We start from the raw sequence: 16,191 nt of genomic DNA on the forward strand, positions 1-16,191 counted from the left end.
GAAATGCGGGAAATGGGATCTTACGGAGCCGAAGCGGTTTGCAGTCTGTTAACAATTCTGTAAACTCTTGCGGTGAACGCGTCCCGGTGGATGAAGGGCGTACTGTGAATCAGGAAAGTGACGTCTGACCGCCGGATAGTCAATTAAGAGGTCATGATGAGTACAGAGATTAAAACCCAGGTCGTCGTACTTGGCGCAGGTCCTGCAGGCTACTCTGCAGCCTTTCGTTGCGCTGATTTAGGTCTGGAGACCGTAATAGTAGAGCGTTACAGCACCCTCGGCGGTGTTTGCCTGAACGTCGGCTGTATCCCTTCTAAAGCGTTGCTGCACGTCGCGAAAGTCATTGAAGAAGCCAAAGCGCTGGCGGAACACGGCATCGTATTTGGCGAGCCGAAGACCGACATTGACAAAATCCGCACCTGGAAAGAGAAAGTCATCAACCAGCTGACCGGCGGTCTGTCTGGCATGGCCAAAGGGCGTAAAGTTAAAGTTGTTAACGGCCTGGGTAAATTCACCGGCGCGAATACGCTGGTTGTCGAAGGCGAAAACGGCACGACCACCATCAATTTCGATAATGCGATTATCGCGGCGGGTTCACGTCCCATTCAGCTGCCTTTCATTCCGCACGAAGATCCGCGCGTATGGGACTCTACCGCTGCGCTGGAGCTGAAAGAAGTGCCGAAACGCATGCTGGTGATGGGCGGCGGTATCATCGGTCTGGAGATGGGCACCGTTTACCATGCGCTGGGTTCAGAGATTGACGTGGTTGAGATGTTCGACCAGGTTATCCCGGCAGCGGATAAAGATGTGGTGAAAGTCTTCACCAAGCGCATCAGCAAAAAATTCAACCTGATGCTGGAAACCAAAGTCACTGCGGTTGAAGCGAAGGAAGACGGCATCTACGTTTCCATGGAAGGCAAAAAAGCCCCGGCGGAAGCGCAGCGTTACGACGCGGTGCTGGTGGCTATCGGCCGCGTACCGAACGGCAAGAACCTCGATGCCGGCAAAGCGGGCGTGGAAGTGGATGAGCGCGGCTTTATCCGCGTTGATAAGCAGATGCGCACCAACGTGCCGCACATCTACGCTATCGGCGACATCGTCGGTCAGCCGATGCTGGCGCACAAAGGCGTGCATGAAGGCCACGTCGCGGCGGAAGTGATCGCCGGTAAGAAACACTACTTCGATCCGAAAGTGATCCCGTCCATCGCTTATACCGAACCGGAAGTGGCATGGGTCGGCCTGACCGAGAAAGAAGCGAAAGAGAAAGGCATCAGCTATGAAACCGCCACCTTCCCGTGGGCGGCATCTGGCCGTGCTATCGCTTCCGACTGCGCTGACGGCATGACCAAGCTGATTTTCGACAAAGAGACCCATCGCGTAATCGGCGGGGCGATTGTCGGCACCAACGGCGGCGAGCTGCTGGGCGAAATCGGCCTGGCGATCGAAATGGGCTGCGACGCGGAAGATATCGCGCTGACTATCCACGCTCACCCGACGCTGCACGAGTCGGTTGGCCTGGCGGCGGAAATCTTCGAAGGCAGCATCACCGATCTGCCTAACCCGAAAGCGAAGAAGAAGTAATTCTCCTGCGGGTAAGAAAGAGGCTTACGGCTCCGAAAGGGGCCGTTTTTTATTGGGCGGAAGACGCAGTGGGAGACTGCCCCGGGGGCTTTTATCCTGTGATGAAGCGGCAGCGCCGGTAGAGGCACCGGATAAGTGACCTCCCTTGCACCCATAAAAAAGCCCTGGCTATCCCGGTGTATTCAAACGGTCTGTTGAGGCGTGTAATCCGTCAACGTTTTAACTTTCTGACTGCCGTTTTCATCATTCAATAGCGCGATCGCACTGGCGCTAACGATAGCCATTTACGCGATAAACGTAACCGGGTGTGCGCTGGGTTCGTACGAAGTGAGCGGTTACCAGTAAAAGCAAAAGCTCAGGGTCGATAAGGCCAAAGTCAGGCGGCAATCATGTTGCTAACTTGTTATAAAAATAACGCTTCCTGATTAAGCGTAAAACAGGCTGAAACCGCTGTTTTTTAGCGATGATGTAGAGATACTGCGTATATCAATACATTCATATATCAGTATGTATGCGTAGGTTCTTTCTCGACCAGGCTATGCCATACATCATCGACGCTGCGCCCGCTTTTAAGCTCGCGGCTAAGTTGCTGCAGCAATTGGTCGCCTTCAGCGGTGTAGTTAGCCGGACAACCGTCGCGCTCAAACCAGTCAGGGGCGGCCTGGCTCATGTAAGGGTGAGCAAATGTATACATATCGTGCGCGGCGACAGCCGCGAACACAAGATCGGTAGCCCTGTCGTGGGCGCGCATCGCGTCCTCGGCCAGCTCGTTAATATCCCGCTCCAGCCTGGCCACCTTCTTTGATAAAAGCATCAGGCTGGCTCGTTCAGAGCGCGCGGCGACGATAGCGGCTACGGTTGCGGCAATCGCCCATAAAGTTACAAGAAAAATCATTATTCACCTGCAGAGAAAAAGCCGGGTCTGTTGCCCGGCAGTGTGCGTTAACAACCGTTGTGCGGCCGCTTTGCGTCATGCTCCAGGTTATGGATCTGGACAATAAAGTAATGCCCAACGGTCAGCGTGAGGAGGATGACGACGGCGCAGTGGATATCGTATTGCCAGCCCTCAAACGAGGCTAATTGAAGCGCGATAAGCTCCATGACAGAAGTAAAAGCAATTATTAAATAAATGATAGCTCTCAACATTTTCATAATATCATCGTTCCTTAGCTGTTAGCGTCTTTAAAACTCTCGTCCATGCCGGCGCGATGGCTTTTACCACTCATACTTTCCAACGATTTTTCTAATGTCTGCATCTCCCATATTTTATGGGTGAAGGCGTTAGCGGCATCTTTGCTCTCTTTGCGCTTAACATACTCAGCAGCAGCAGCTACGCCTGATGCGCATTGTTCAGGGCTAAGCAGCGCCTCTCCCATCTGTTTACGCAGACCAATAGCGCCGATCAGGTTATTAACCCGCATTTCCATTTCCTTATTATCCAATCCCACTTTCGCCATTAACAGGCCGGTACTGGTGCATAGCGCCGTATCGGAAATAGCACGTAAGTTCAGGTAGGTCTCTTCTTTATTAATGTTGCTGACATTATAAATAAACTTAATATTTTCACCGCCTATAACATCATCTGATTGGGTTGAGGCTGCGGCGACAGAGGTCAGGCTTATTAATGTAACGGCGATAATTGATGGTTTCATAATGATGCCCTAATTTTATAAATGCGTAGTAAAAAAGATGCTTTCTTATGGTTGCGGCGCTATTGTTATTTTTAGCGGCTTGTTTATCTTCTGCGTTATAGAAACGTGAAGTTATATGCCACGCCGTCAGGAAAAACAGGTATGGCTTTTTATAACAAAACTAAAATATCCCGGAGAATGGGATACCAAACGGTAATAAAAGGTTGCGAGGTTTGCTAACCGTTCAATATATACCACAAATATAAATACAGGTTTACGTTAAATTGTCCTGGCTTTGATATTCAGCAAATCAGCGCACAGAGAGCGACAAGCGGCGCGATCGCTCTGCATGCTGGACCTGTACGCCGCATCATCCTGTACAGCCGCGTTATGGTCGGTTGCAGGTTCCTGCTCTATCCAGGGGTGCTGGTAAATCAATACGTGCGACTGACGCTGTGCCGAAGCCGTGTTCCCCGCGCCTGGGGACCCGGTTATCATTCATACGGGACATGTCGTGGGTACCAGGTTCCGCGCGTCAGCGGAGATAGACCGGGGCTTTCAGTGCGGCGACGCTGCTAACAGGCGTTCCCCGCACCAGCGAAATTAACCCCGGTAGTGTTATTGCTCCGCCTCTGGATCTCTGGTTTTAAGCGGTAATGATCGCCTAAGGGGCAACAAAAACGTCCATAAATCGCGGCCTGGCTCAATACAGCTGTGATGACGCCACCGTGATAGTTAATCGCTGGCCAATATTTTTATGCTTTATAATTGCGCAGCATCAATCACAACCTGATTTTTATTTCCTGCCCTTAGCGTTACGTAGTTATCATGACCCCGGTTCCGCTACGAGGGGTCATTAACAATTAATCGGTTTTAAGAAAGTTGCTAACGAATCATTCCTGGATGGGTTGGTTGTGAATTAAATTTCCGGAAAAGGATTTATTTTAAAAAAGAGTAATAAGTGAAAGGTGGCGCTGATATGCGGCAGGAAAAACAACAGCACTATATAAACCTCCCCGTAAGTTATTTTGGCATGGTCCTCGGCATTATCGGGACAGGCTTTTCCTGGCGTTATGCCGCCACTATTTGGCCTGTTTCCACTACTCCGGGTCTCCTGCTTATTGGCGCGGCGATTGCTATCTGGGCCATGCTGGCCTGGCTGTTTATCGTGCGGCTTATTTGTCACCCGCACACCGTGCTGGATGAAATTCAGCATCCGATAAAAAGCAGCTTTGTCAGCCTGTTTCCAGCCACCACGATGTTGGTTTCCATCGGCGTTACGTCCTGGCTTTACTCAGCGGGTCTGGTGCTGTTTGTTATGGGCGCGGTTATTCAGCTTGCTTACGCTTCCTGGCAGGGCGCGGGATTGTGGCGCGGCAACCATCCGGCAACGGCAGCGACGCCGGGCCTGTATCTGCCCACCGTGGCAAATAATTTTATCAGCGCTATGGCGTGCGGCACGCTGGGGTTCCATGATGTAGGGCTGTTGTTCCTGGGCGCTGGCGTGATTTCATGGCTCACTCTTGAACCGGTTATTCTGCATCGCTTACGTAGCGCGGGAGAAATGCCGCAGGAGGTGCGTCCGTCGCTCGGTATTCAAATGGCGCCCGCCTTTGTGGCGTGCAGCGCCTGGCTCAGCGTTAACGGTGGCGAAGCGGATGCTTTTGCCAAAATGCTGTTCGGCTATGGGCTACTGCAAATGTTCTTCATGATTCGCCTTTTCCGCTGGTATGGCAATCAGCCCTTTAACCCGGCTTTCTGGAGCTTCTCATTTGGCGTGTCATCGCTGGCGAATACTGCCCTTCATCTGGGCCACAGCGCGCCCGGAGGCGCTTTACACGTTTTATCCATCCCGCTTTTTGTCGGAGCGAATCTGGTTATCGCCTTTCTGATCCTGCGCACGCTGCTGCTCTTACTGCAGGGGAAACTGATCGTGCGGAGCGCGCCATCGGCTCATTCTTTGTCCCGGCCCGATCGGTGAGCGCGGGGAGCTTATTTACGCCGGTAATGGTGCCGGTATGCCTTTGACCGGCGGGCTCGCCGTTGTGCCAATCGCTGCGGAAGCGCTGCCGGGAGGAGAGCGCCCGGAAAAGCAGTCGGCAGACATATTATCGGCCACCGGTCAGCATTGAGATACGGCAGGAATAAATTAAACCTTGAGAGGGTATAGATTTTATATGCCGTTTCTGAGGGTCTGCATAATAAAATTCACCACTATAATAGGAGGGAGAGATACCTGTTGCAGAGAATATATTTCTAATGACTACTTAATATGTGATGATATTACCCGTGAAGCACTGCGGGATGCCTGTCATAAATAATTGATAAAACCTTCCTGCAGCCGCAATAATTATCAAACATCTTTTTCCCGTTTCTGTCTCGCAAATAAACTTTTTGATATAAGGCAAACCCTGCCTTTTTTATCAGAAATTTCTGTCATCTGTGATCTATAATTTACCCGTCAACCAAGAGGAGTAAATTTTATGAGCTTCGATAAACATGATATGAGCGGTTTAGTAGGTAAACATCTGGTCTATACCTATGATAATGGCTGGAACTATGAAATTTACGTCAAAAACAATGAAACTATCGATTACCGTATTCACAGCGGCCTGGTCGGCAACCGTTGGGTGAAAGATCAGCATGTGTACCTGGCGCGTCTTGCCAGCGATGTTTACAAAATTTCCTGGACGGAGCCTACCGGCACCGATGTCAGCCTGAGCGTGAACCTCGCCGACAAGGTGTTTCATGGCACCATCTTCTTCCCGCGCTGGGTAATGAACAACCCCGAAAAAACCGTCTGCTTCCAGAACGAACATCTCGATGAGATGGCCAGCTATCGCGAAGCAGGTCCGGCCTATCCGACAGAAGTGATTGATGAGTACGCCACACTGACCTTTATCCGCGACGTGGGTGAAAATGACGACAGCGTCATTAACTGCCCGGCCAGCGAGCTGCCTGCCAACTTCCCTGAAAACCTGAAATAAGCGGGGCGGGGGATGCAGCCTGAACTGGCGTTCAGCTTTGCCGTTGAGGTCGAAGTGGACCCGCCGATTATAGTGAACCGTACGCCGGAAGGCGGCAAGCGCCAGCTGATCCCTATTCGGGGCGGCGTGGTGAGCGGCCAGCTGGAAGGGCAGGTGATGCCCGGCGGCGTTGACAGCCAGATCATCCGCGCCGATGGGCTGTGCGAGCTGTCGGCGCGTTACGCCATCCAGACAACATCTGGCCACAACGTTTATCTGGAAAATAACGGCATCCGCCGCGTGCCTGAGCCGTGGCGGGGCGCGCTCTTTGGCGATGATATGGCTTTTTTCAATCAGATCCCGGCGGAGGCGATCTATTTCCGCGCCACGCCGCGCTTCGAGATCTATCATCCGACGCTGAGCTGGCTACGGGAAAACATCTTTATCTGCAGCGGCGAGCGCAGCGAAAAAGGGGTATCGCTGAAATTTTACCGCGTGTTGTAAACTGCCCTTGCCTAGCAACCCGGCCTGCTTATCCAGCAGGCCGGGTTGTTTTTTATCATCGTTCGGGGCGCGGCTTCACAGCCGTGGCCGGGCATGATCCAGAGCCTCGCCCAGCCAACGTTGTAGCGCCTGAACGCGCCTCAGAACCATGCGCCATAGCGACGAAGATAAAGGTTTTTCACTCCCTGGCTCAGCAGACAATAGCCCAACAGCGTGGCGAACAGCCAGGGGAAGTAGCTCAACGGCAGCGCCTGTAAGCCAAAGGTAGCCGCCAGCGGCGAGAACGGCAGCGTGACGCCGATGACCACCACTGCCAGCGTCGTCAGCATGATCGGCCAGCTGGCGCGCGACTGGAGAAAGGGAATGTGGCGCGTGCGCAGCATATGCACCACCAGCGTCTGGGAAAGCAGCCCTTCAACAAACCAGCCGGACTGAAACAGCGCCTGATGATCGCTGCCGTTCGCGCCGAAAACATGCCACATCAGGGCGAAGGTCGTGATATCGAAAATCGACGACAGCGGCCCCATCCACAGCATAAAGCGTCCGATATTGCGCGCATCCCATTTACGCGGGCGCTGCAGGAACGCTTTATCCATACGATCCCAGGGCAGCGCCAGCTGGGCGACATCGTAAATCAGGTTCTGCAGCAGCAGCTGGATGGCCAGCATCGGCAGGAAAGGGATAAAGGCGCTGGCAACCAGTACCGAAAAAACATTACCGAAGTTCGAACTGGCGGTAATGTTCAGATACTTAATGATATTGCCGAACGTCTGGCGTCCGGTTACCACGCCCTGTTCCAGCACCAGCAGGCTTTTTTCCAGCAGGATAATGCCGGCGGCCTGCCGGGCGATATCGCTGGCACCCTCCACGGAAATGCCGACATCGGCGGCGCGCAGCGCGGCGGCATCGTTAATGCCGTCGCCGAGAAAGCCGACGGTATGGCCTTGCTGCTGTAGTAGCGTAACCACGCGCGCTTTTTGCGCCGGCGTCAGGCGGGCGAACAGAGTATGCCGCGCCACCCGTTGCGCCAGCTGGCCGTCGTCAAGGTGTTCAATCTCTTCGCCCAGCAGCGGCTCACCCGCTTCCAGGCCTACGTCACGGCAGATTTTACAGCTGATCGCCGGGCTGTCGCCGGTCAGTACTTTAACCGTCACGCCTTTTTCCTGCAGCGCCCGAATCGCCGCCGCCGCGCTCTCTTTCACCGGATCGAGGAAAGTTAACATGCCGTACAGCGTTAAATCGCGCTCGTCTGCGCTGGTTAAATGTTGATACCAGCCGGTCGTGCCGGTTTCACGCGCGCCTATCAGCAGCACGCGGTAGCCTTCTTCGTTCAAACGCGTGGCGCGCTCGCGCAGCACGTGACGCCACGCCTCATCCAGCGGCAGCCGCTGGCCGTCGATACAGAGGTGGGTGGAGACCGCCAGCATCTCCTCCAGCGCGCCTTTGCAGATAAGCTGATGCCGGCCCCGTTCATCCGCCACCATGACCGACAGGCGGCGGCGTTCAAAATCAAACGGCAGCTCATCGATTTTACGCCAGTGCTGCGGCAAATCCTGACGATGGCGCGTAAACGCCAGCACCGCGCGATCCATCAGATTTTTATGGCCGCTCTGATAGCGGCTATTCAGCCAGGCCAGCATCAGCACCGAATCATCGCTATTACCCTGCAGATCAAGGTGACGATCCAGTGCGATACGATCTTCCGTCAGCGTCCCGGTTTTATCGGTACACAGCAGATCCATCGCGCCCAGGTTCTGAATCGCCTCCAGGCGCTTCACCACCACTTTGCGGCGCGCCATCGCCATGGCGCCTTTCGCCAGGTTGGAACTGACGATCATCGGCAGCATTTCCGGCGTAAGGCCGACGGCGACCGCCAGCGCGAAAAGCGTGGCGTCCAGCCAGTCGCCTTTGGTAAAGCCGTTCAGCAACAGCACGACCGGCACCATCAGCGCCATAAAGCGGATCAGCAGCCAGCTTACGCTGTTGACGCCGCGATCGAAGGCGGTGGGCGCGCGTTCGCCCACCAGCCTGCGCGCCAGAGAGCCAAACCAGGTGCGGTTGCCGGTGGCGACCACCACCGCCGTGGCGGAGCCGCTGACGACATGTGTGCCCATCAGGCAGAGAGAGGCGGCGTCAAATAGCGCGCTTTCGCTCAACGGCTGCGCGGCGTTTCCCTGCGTCAACCGACACGCTTTTTCTACCGGCAGCGCCTCGCCGGAAAGGAGGGACTGGCTCACCAGCAGGTCGCAGGCGGTGATGAGCTTAATATCTGCCGGGATCAGATCGCCTGCCGCCAGCAAAATAATATCGCCCGGCACCAATGCCTGCTGCGCGACCTCAACAATCTGCGGCGCGGCGCCGGGCTTTTCCCGGCGCAGCACGCTGACGCGGCTGGTGACCAGCGATCGCAGCGCATCCGCCGCCTTATTGTTGCGGAACTCCTGCCAGAAGCGCAGCAGGGCGCTAAGCAACACCATCGTCAGCATAATAACGATGCCGGTCAGATCGGTCTCCTCGCCCCGGCGCAGCGGCAGCCAGTAGTCGGTGAAAAAGCTGATGAGGGTCAGTCCCAGCAGCACATAGATAAAAGGATTATTAAACGCGGTCAGCAGTTGCCAGAGCGGATGAGGCGCCTGCTCGCTGGCGACCTGATTGGCGCCGTAACGCGCCTGGCGCTCCAGCACCTGACGGTACGTTAATCCCGCTTCGCTGCTTTGCAGGCGCAGCAGGGTGGTTTCAGCAAGCACGCCGGCTTCATCGCCGATCGGCAGGCGTGGTTGGGCCGTAGCGGCGCGCTGACGCGCCGCCAGATTGCGGGTCTGAGTCATCTCAGTTACTCCAAATGATATGCGCCCGATCCCGCTCAACCTGAGATCGCGGCAAACTATGAGATGGCGTTGCAGGGAAAAGGAGTCGGTTACCTGGCTCCTGTGCAACGCGTTTTACGTTGCAGACAAGGGGGTTCGTCCATGACGTCTCCTTAACCGCCTTCAGGCGATAACAGATGCTGCGCTGTGAAATAGCGCGTAAGGCGAGCCGTTACGTTAATACGTAGTGGCGGACAGAGGCCGTTACGTTAATACGTAATGGCAGACAGAGGCCGGTTGGGGCCTGGGGGGAAAAGGGCGCGGCGATAGATCATCATCGGGTTCATCTCTCAGAAGGTAAAACGCAGACGAACCGAAAGCTCGCTGCCTGCCTGGCGGCAAGCGGCGGGGCTTGCCTGTTAAATGGAATCAGTTAGCAAAAATGGACTCCTGCTGAAATTGGCGCTGAGTATAAGAAGATTCAGTGAGGCGGTAAATTCGCAGCCTTAACGGCCCATCAACGGTAAGGAGATTTTTTCCTTAACAAACGCGCCTCAGCCATAAATTAATTTTATCGTTAAAAAGAGGTAAAAAGCGCTGCGGCAGGCGTTGCGTCAGGGAAACGGGCTTGACAAATAATGTTGCTTTTTTGTAAACGCATTAACAACAGCAGCAAATCCTGCTATGCTGGCGGACGCGAAACCGGACACCTTACCCTACATAAGCATCCAACAGATCGCCGTGAAAAAAGGTGGCCGGAAAGCCCTATACAATGAGAGCGAGGAGAACGTCGTGCTAGATGAATACCGTAAGCACGTTGCCGAGCGTGCAGCCCAGGGAATTGTTCCTAAACCGTTAGATGCATCCCAAATGGCCGCGCTGGTTGAACTGCTGAAAAACCCGCCAGCGGGTGAAGAAGAATTCCTGTCCGATCTGTTAATTAATCGTGTGCCGCCGGGTGTTGATGAAGCGGCCTATGTTAAAGCCAGCTTCCTGGCTGCCATCGCCAAAGGCGAAGCGACCTCTCCTCTGGTAACCCCTGAAAAAGCGATCGAATTGCTCGGCACCATGCAGGGTGGCTACAACATTCATCCGCTGATTGACGCGCTGGAGAGTGAAACCCTGGCGCCGATCGCCGCGAAAGCGCTGTCCAACACGCTGCTGATGTTTGATAACTTCTACGATGTGGAAGAGAAAGCCAAAGCGGGTAACCCGCACGCGCAGCAGGTGATGCAGTCATGGGCGAACGCCGAATGGTATCTGAACCGGCCTGAGCTGGCGGAAAAAATCACCGTCACCGTGTTCAAGGTCACCGGCGAAACCAACACCGACGATCTTTCTCCGGCGCCGGACGCCTGGTCGCGTCCTGATATCCCGCTGCACGCGCTGGCGATGCTGAAAAACGCCCGTGAAGGCATTGAGCCGAACGAGCCGGGCAACGTAGGCCCGATCAAACAGATCGAAGCGCTGCAGGCGAAAGGCTATCCGCTGGCCTACGTCGGTGACGTTGTCGGCACCGGCTCCTCGCGTAAATCCGCCACCAACTCGGTGCTGTGGTTTATGGGCGACGACATCCCTTACGTGCCGAACAAAAAAGGCGGCGGCGTAGTGTTGGGCGGTAAAATTGCGCCAATCTTCTTCAACACCATGGAAGATGCGGGCGCGCTGCCGATCGAAGTGGATGTTAACAACCTGAATATGGGCGATGTGATCGACATCTATCCGTACAAAGGCGAAGTGCGCAACCACGAAACCGGCGAGCTGCTGGCCGAGTTCAGCCTGAAAACCGACGTGCTGCTGGATGAAGTGCGCGCCGGCGGCCGTATTCCGCTGATTATCGGCCGCGGCCTGACGACCAAAGCGCGCGAAGCGCTGGGCCTGCCGCACAGCGACGTTTTCCGTCAGGCGAAAGATGTGGCGCAAAGCGCGCGCGGCTTCTCGCTGGCGCAGAAAATGGTCGGCCGCGCCTGCGGCGTCGACGGCATCCGTCCGGGTCAGTACTGCGAGCCGAAGATGACGTCCGTCGGCTCTCAGGATACGACCGGCCCGATGACGCGCGATGAGCTGAAAGATCTCGCCTGCCTGGGCTTCTCGGCCGATCTGGTGATGCAGTCGTTCTGCCACACCGCCGCCTATCCGAAGCCGGTGGACGTGCAGACGCACCATACTCTGCCTGACTTTATTATGAACCGCGGCGGCGTTTCGCTGCGTCCGGGCGACGGCATCATCCACAGCTGGCTGAACCGTATGCTGCTGCCGGATACCGTCGGCACCGGCGGCGATTCGCACACCCGTTTCCCTATCGGTATCTCTTTCCCGGCGGGCTCCGGCCTGGTGGCGTTCGCCGCCGCGACCGGCGTCATGCCGCTGGATATGCCGGAATCGGTGCTGGTGCGTTTCAAAGGCAAAATGCAGCCGGGCATCACCCTGCGCGATCTGGTGCATGCCATCCCGCTGTACGCCATCAGGCAGGGCCTGCTGACCGTCGAGAAGAAGGGCAAGAAAAACATCTTCTCCGGCCGCATCCTCGAGATCGAAGGTCTGCCGGAGCTGAAAGTCGAGCAGGCGTTTGAGCTGTCCGACGCCTCCGCTGAGCGCTCCGCCGCCGGCTGTACCATCAAGCTGGATAAAGCGCCGATTATCGAATATCTGAACTCCAACATCACCCTGCTGAAATGGATGATCGCGGAAGGCTACGGCGATCGTCGTACGCTGGAGCGTCGTATTCAGGGCATGGAAAAATGGCTGGCCGATCCGCAGCTGCTGGAAGCGGACGCCGACGCCGAGTACGCGGCGGTGATCGAGATCGATCTGGCGGAGATCAACGAGCCGATTCTCTGTGCGCCGAACGATCCGGACGACGCGCGCCTGCTCTCTGATGTGCAGAACGAGAAGATCGACGAGGTCTTTATCGGTTCCTGTATGACCAATATCGGCCACTTCCGCGCCGCGGGCAAACTGCTGGACAGCCATAAAGGCCAGCTGCCAACCCGCCTGTGGGTAGCGCCGCCGACCAAAATGGATGCGGCGCAGCTGACGGAAGAGGGCTACTACAGCGTCTTCGGTAAGAGCGGCGCGCGGATCGAGATCCCGGGCTGTTCGCTCTGCATGGGCAACCAGGCGCGCGTGGCTGACGGCGCGACCGTGGTGTCGACGTCAACGCGTAACTTCCCGAACCGCCTCGGCACCGGCGCTAACGTCTACCTGGCCTCTGCGGAGCTGGCGGCCGTCGCCTCTCTGCTGGGCCGTCTGCCGACGCCGGATGAGTATCAGCAGTTCATGTCGCAGGTAGATAAGACCGCAGTCGATACCTACCGCTACCTGAACTTCGATCGTCTGGAGCAGTACACCGAAAAAGCGAAGGATGTGATTTTCCAGACGGCCGTCTGATCAATCCTTTGTAGCTGAACAGAAGGGCGGAGCTTTCCGCCCTTTTTTTATGCCTGCAACCGCGGCGCAGGCGCTGCTTTTCCGCCCGCAGGCTGCGATAATGCGCTGTGCGGTCAGAAGATGACGAAAAACGGCGCCCGCGTGCGTTGAGGTTGAGGGCAGTAAGATGGAATATGAATTTTTGCGTGACATCGCCGGCCAGGTGAAGGTGCGTATGAGTATGGGCCACGAGGCGGTCGGACACTGGTTCAACGAAGAGGTCAAAGGCGACATGGCGCTGCTGGATGAGGTGGAAGCAGCGATGGCGTCGGTTAAAGGCAGCGAACGCGAGTGGCAGCGTCAGGGGCATGAATATACGCTTTCGCTGAACGGCGAGGATGTGATGATCCGCGCCAACCAGCTCGCTTTCGAGACGGATGAGCTGGAAGAGGGCATGAGCTACTACGATGAAGAGAGTCTCTCCTTTTGCGGCATGGAAGATTTCCTGGCGGTGATCGCCGCCTATCGCGCCTTTATGCAGGGCCGCTAAAGAGGGCCGGTGCATATTGCGGCAACAGGCTGACCGGCGGCGCAAACGCTGAAAAAGATAAAAAGGCCCGCGTCCTGATGACGTGGGCCTTTTTATTTCTGCGCTGGGCCGTCAGCTGAGCGAGGCGCCACCGCAGATGGCGATCTCCTGGCCGGTAATGGCGGCAGCGGCAGGGGAGAGCAGGAAGCTCGTCAGCGCCGCCACCTCATCCGGCTGAATATAGCGGCCTGTCGGCGGCCCCAGATTATGGATTATTTAAAGGGCCATAATCTGGTTACTGTTGATCAACGGGTGGCGGCGATTTCCGCCTCGCCCGCCACGATTCGCCGCGATCTGATCAAACTGGACAGGGAAGGCGTTATCAGCCGGACGCACGGCGGCGTGACGCTGAACCGTTTTATTCCTGAACAGCCCACCACGTCGGAAAAGAGCCAGCGCAACCTGGCAGAGAAACAGGCGATTGCGGGCGAAGCCGCGAAGCTGGTGAAGGCTGGCGATGCGGTGGTATTGGACGCTGGCACCACCATGCTGGAGCTGGCGCGCCAGCTAACCCATCTGCCGCTGCGTGTCATCACCGCCGACCTGCATATTGCGCTGTTTCTCTCCGGCTTTCGCCAGATTGAAGTCACCATTATCGGCGGACGTATCGATGATTCCAGCCAGTCGTGCATCGGCGAACATGGGCGTCGTCTGTTACGCACCATTTATCCCGATATCGCTTTCCTCAGCTGCAACTCCTGGAGCCTGGAGAAAGGCATTACCACGCCAACCGAGGAGAAAGCGGGGCTGAAGCAGGATCTGCTGATTAACGCGCGCCGGCGCGTGCTGCTGGCGGATAGCAGTAAATATGGCTCCTGGTCGCTATTTTGCGTGACGCCGCTGCAGACGCTGACCGATGTGATAACCGACAGTCGGCTGGATGAAGAGACGCAGGCACAGCTGCAAAGAGAGAAGGTAGCGCTGACGCTGGCGCAAAGCCACGGCGCATAAACGAATCGGGGCGGTGAGCGCCGCCCCGGCAAGGCGATGCCTTACTGCGTTTTCAGGCCAATAGAGGGAATGTTGCGGCCATAGTAGATCTCGCGCATCTCTTTCCACAGCAGGTCGGTAATCCGCTTATGTTCCTGCGGGCTCAGGTCTTCCGGCCGGGTGTTGAACAGATAGTGTTTGAGATCGAAATCTTTCAGCAACATCTTGGTGTGGAAGATGTTTTCCTGATAAACGTTCACGTCGACCATGTCATACATCGCCTTCATATCGTCCGACATAAAGTTCTGTATAGAGTTGATCTCGTGATCGATAAAGTGCTTCACGCCGTTCACGTCGCGGGTAAAGCCGCGCACGCGGTAATCGACGGTCACGATATCCGATTCCAGCTGATGAATAAGGTAGTTCAGCGCTTTCAGCGGTGAAATGACGCCGCAGGTCGAGACTTCAATATCGGCGCGGAAGGTGCAGAGCCCGCCTTCAGGGTGGCTTTCCGGATAGGTATGGACGCAGATATGGCTTTTATCCAGATGGGCGACCACCGAACCCGGCAGCGGTCCGGGATGCTCCGAATTATCGATATCCTTCGGATCGATCGGTTCTTCGCTGACCAGAATGGTTACGCTGGCGCCTTGCGGTTCATAATCCTGACGCGCAATGTTCAGCACATTCGCGCCGATAATTGAGCAGGTCTCGGTCAGGATTTCAGTCAGGCGATTGGCGTTATACTGCTCGTCGATATAAGCAATATAGCCGTCGCGTTCAGCCTCACTGTTCGCATAGCAAATGTCGTAGATACAAAAACTCAGGCTTTTCGTCAGGTTGTTGAAGCCATGTAGTTTCAGCTTTTGCAATTTAGTTCACCCCCTTATAAATGCCCGGTCGGCATCGACAGCGCATTCAACAGATATTGCGGCAGAGCGAAGCTGCCCATGTGGATCGCCGGATTGTAGTACCGGCAGTTCAGTCCTGCGGCGGCGAAGCGCGCCTGCAGCGTCGCGGCATCAAGCTGACGCAGCGCCGGGTTATCACAGGCCCAGGCGAACGTCATAATGCCGCCATAGTAGGTTGGGATCGCCGCCTGATAGAAGCTGACGTCGCCGAAGTAATGACCCAGTTTGCTATGGCTGGTGAGCGCTTCATCCTGCTGCAGGAAGCAGACGCCATTCTGCGCGACAAAGATGCCATTTTCATTAAGGCAGCGTTTGCAGCCGGCATAAAACGCCGAAGTGAACAGGCTTTCGCCCGGACCAACCGGATCGGTGCAGTCAGAGATGATCACATCAAACTTTTCGTCGGTCTGGTTGACGAAGTTAACCCCATCGTCAATCACCAGACGGAAGCGCGGATCGTCATAGGCGCCAGCGCTGTGGTTCGGCAGATACTGACGGCAGAATTCGACCACGCCTGCGTCGATCTCAACCATGGTGATCTGCTCCAGCCCGGCGTGACGGCTCACTTCGCGCAGCATTCCGCCGTCGCCGCCGCCGATGATCAACACCTTTTTGGCGTGGCCATGGGCAAGCAGCGGCACGTGCGTCAGCATTTCGTGATAGATGAATTCGTCGCGCTCGGTGGTCTGCACCACGCCGTCCAGCGCCATAACGCGGCCGAAAGCGGCGTTTTCGAAGATAATCAGATCCTGATGCTCAGTTTTTTCACGGTAAAGCACCTTATCAACCGTGAAGTATTGTCCGAAGCCGGCATGAAGGGTTTCATACCAAATTTCATTTTGGGCCATGGTGGGACTCTCCTCAGAATAGCCATGAAAATTGGGCGGCACATGATAGCTAACT

Annotated in this window: 13 protein-coding genes and 1 pseudogene; 7 read left to right on the plus strand and 7 right to left on the minus strand. The window is 55.8% G+C overall.

Annotation, left to right across the window (positions count from 1 at the left end):
* Positions 1–156: 156 nt before the first annotated feature.
* The gene (lpdA, locus tag C2E15_RS04465; protein WP_104959078.1) at positions 157–1,581 is read left to right on the plus strand and encodes a dihydrolipoyl dehydrogenase; all 1,425 of its coding nucleotides are present in this window, start codon (positions 157–159) and stop codon (positions 1,579–1,581) included.
* Positions 1,582–2,083: 502 nt separating this feature from the next.
* On the opposite strand, the gene C2E15_RS04470 is transcribed toward lpdA, so the two are convergent.
* The 3 genes from C2E15_RS04470 to C2E15_RS04480 are packed head-to-tail and all read right to left on the minus strand — an operon-like array spanning position 2,084 to position 3,233.
* The gene (locus C2E15_RS04470) at positions 2,084–2,476 is read right to left on the minus strand and encodes a hypothetical protein (protein ID WP_104956305.1); all 393 of its coding nucleotides are present in this window, start codon (positions 2,474–2,476) and stop codon (positions 2,084–2,086) included.
* 47 nt (positions 2,477–2,523) lie between these two features.
* Entirely contained in the window at positions 2,524–2,733 is a 210-nt protein-coding gene (locus tag C2E15_RS04475) for a hypothetical protein (RefSeq protein WP_104956306.1), read from the minus strand.
* A gap of 14 nt (positions 2,734–2,747) precedes the next feature.
* The gene (locus tag C2E15_RS04480; protein ID WP_104956307.1) at positions 2,748–3,233 is read right to left on the minus strand and encodes a hypothetical protein; all 486 of its coding nucleotides are present in this window, start codon (positions 3,231–3,233) and stop codon (positions 2,748–2,750) included.
* Positions 3,234–4,191: 958 nt separating this feature from the next.
* Between C2E15_RS04480 and tehA the strand changes: the two genes are divergently transcribed.
* The 3 genes from tehA (at position 4,192) to C2E15_RS04500 (ending at position 6,682) form a co-directional block, all read left to right on the plus strand.
* A complete protein-coding gene (gene tehA, locus C2E15_RS04490) occupies positions 4,192–5,193 on the plus strand; it encodes a dicarboxylate transporter/tellurite-resistance protein TehA (protein ID WP_104956309.1) in 1,002 nt (333 codons plus the stop codon).
* Positions 5,194–5,695: 502 nt separating this feature from the next.
* Positions 5,696–6,199 (plus strand): phenolic acid decarboxylase, encoded by a 504-nt coding sequence (locus C2E15_RS04495; protein WP_104956310.1) that lies wholly within the window; start codon positions 5,696–5,698, stop codon positions 6,197–6,199.
* Between the two features lie 12 nt (positions 6,200–6,211).
* On the plus strand, positions 6,212–6,682 hold the full coding sequence (locus tag C2E15_RS04500; protein ID WP_104956311.1) for a DUF3237 domain-containing protein: 471 nt from the start codon (positions 6,212–6,214) through the stop codon (positions 6,680–6,682).
* A gap of 140 nt (positions 6,683–6,822) precedes the next feature.
* Here C2E15_RS04500 and mgtA read toward each other — a convergent pair whose 3' ends face one another.
* Positions 6,823–9,510 carry a magnesium-translocating P-type ATPase gene (mgtA, locus tag C2E15_RS04505; protein WP_104956312.1) on the minus strand — a complete coding sequence of 896 codons (2,688 nt, stop codon included), beginning with the start codon at positions 9,508–9,510 and terminating at the stop codon, positions 6,823–6,825.
* A gap of 771 nt (positions 9,511–10,281) precedes the next feature.
* Between mgtA and acnB the strand changes: the two genes are divergently transcribed.
* Positions 10,282–12,879, plus strand: a complete 2,598-nt coding sequence (gene acnB, locus C2E15_RS04510; protein ID WP_104959079.1) for a bifunctional aconitate hydratase 2/2-methylisocitrate dehydratase — start codon at positions 10,282–10,284, stop codon at positions 12,877–12,879.
* Positions 12,880–13,045: 166 nt separating this feature from the next.
* Positions 13,046–13,408 (plus strand): protein YacL, encoded by a 363-nt coding sequence (gene yacL / locus C2E15_RS04515; RefSeq protein ID WP_104956313.1) that lies wholly within the window; start codon positions 13,046–13,048, stop codon positions 13,406–13,408.
* 111 nt (positions 13,409–13,519) lie between these two features.
* Here yacL and C2E15_RS04520 read toward each other — a convergent pair.
* A pseudogene (locus C2E15_RS04520) lies at positions 13,520–13,645 on the minus strand (SDR family oxidoreductase); the annotation flags it as partial.
* A gap of 9 nt (positions 13,646–13,654) precedes the next feature.
* Between C2E15_RS04520 and C2E15_RS04525 the strand changes: the two are divergent.
* Positions 13,655–14,398, plus strand: a complete 744-nt coding sequence (locus C2E15_RS04525) for a DeoR/GlpR family DNA-binding transcription regulator (RefSeq protein ID WP_104956314.1) — start codon at positions 13,655–13,657, stop codon at positions 14,396–14,398.
* 41 nt (positions 14,399–14,439) lie between these two features.
* On the opposite strand, the gene speD is transcribed toward C2E15_RS04525, so the two are convergent.
* Together speD and speE are read right to left on the minus strand one after the other, a co-directional pair.
* Positions 14,440–15,249, minus strand: coding sequence for an adenosylmethionine decarboxylase (gene speD / locus C2E15_RS04530; protein ID WP_104956315.1), 810 nt, complete (start codon positions 15,247–15,249; stop codon positions 14,440–14,442).
* Positions 15,250–15,263: 14 nt separating this feature from the next.
* Positions 15,264–16,136, minus strand: a complete 873-nt coding sequence (speE, locus tag C2E15_RS04535) for a polyamine aminopropyltransferase (protein ID WP_104956316.1) — start codon at positions 16,134–16,136, stop codon at positions 15,264–15,266.
* Between the last annotated feature and the right edge of the window lie 55 nt (positions 16,137–16,191).

Origin of the sequence: Mixta gaviniae (assembly GCF_002953195.1) — a bacterium.
GTDB lineage: Bacteria > Pseudomonadota > Gammaproteobacteria > Enterobacterales > Enterobacteriaceae > Mixta > Mixta gaviniae.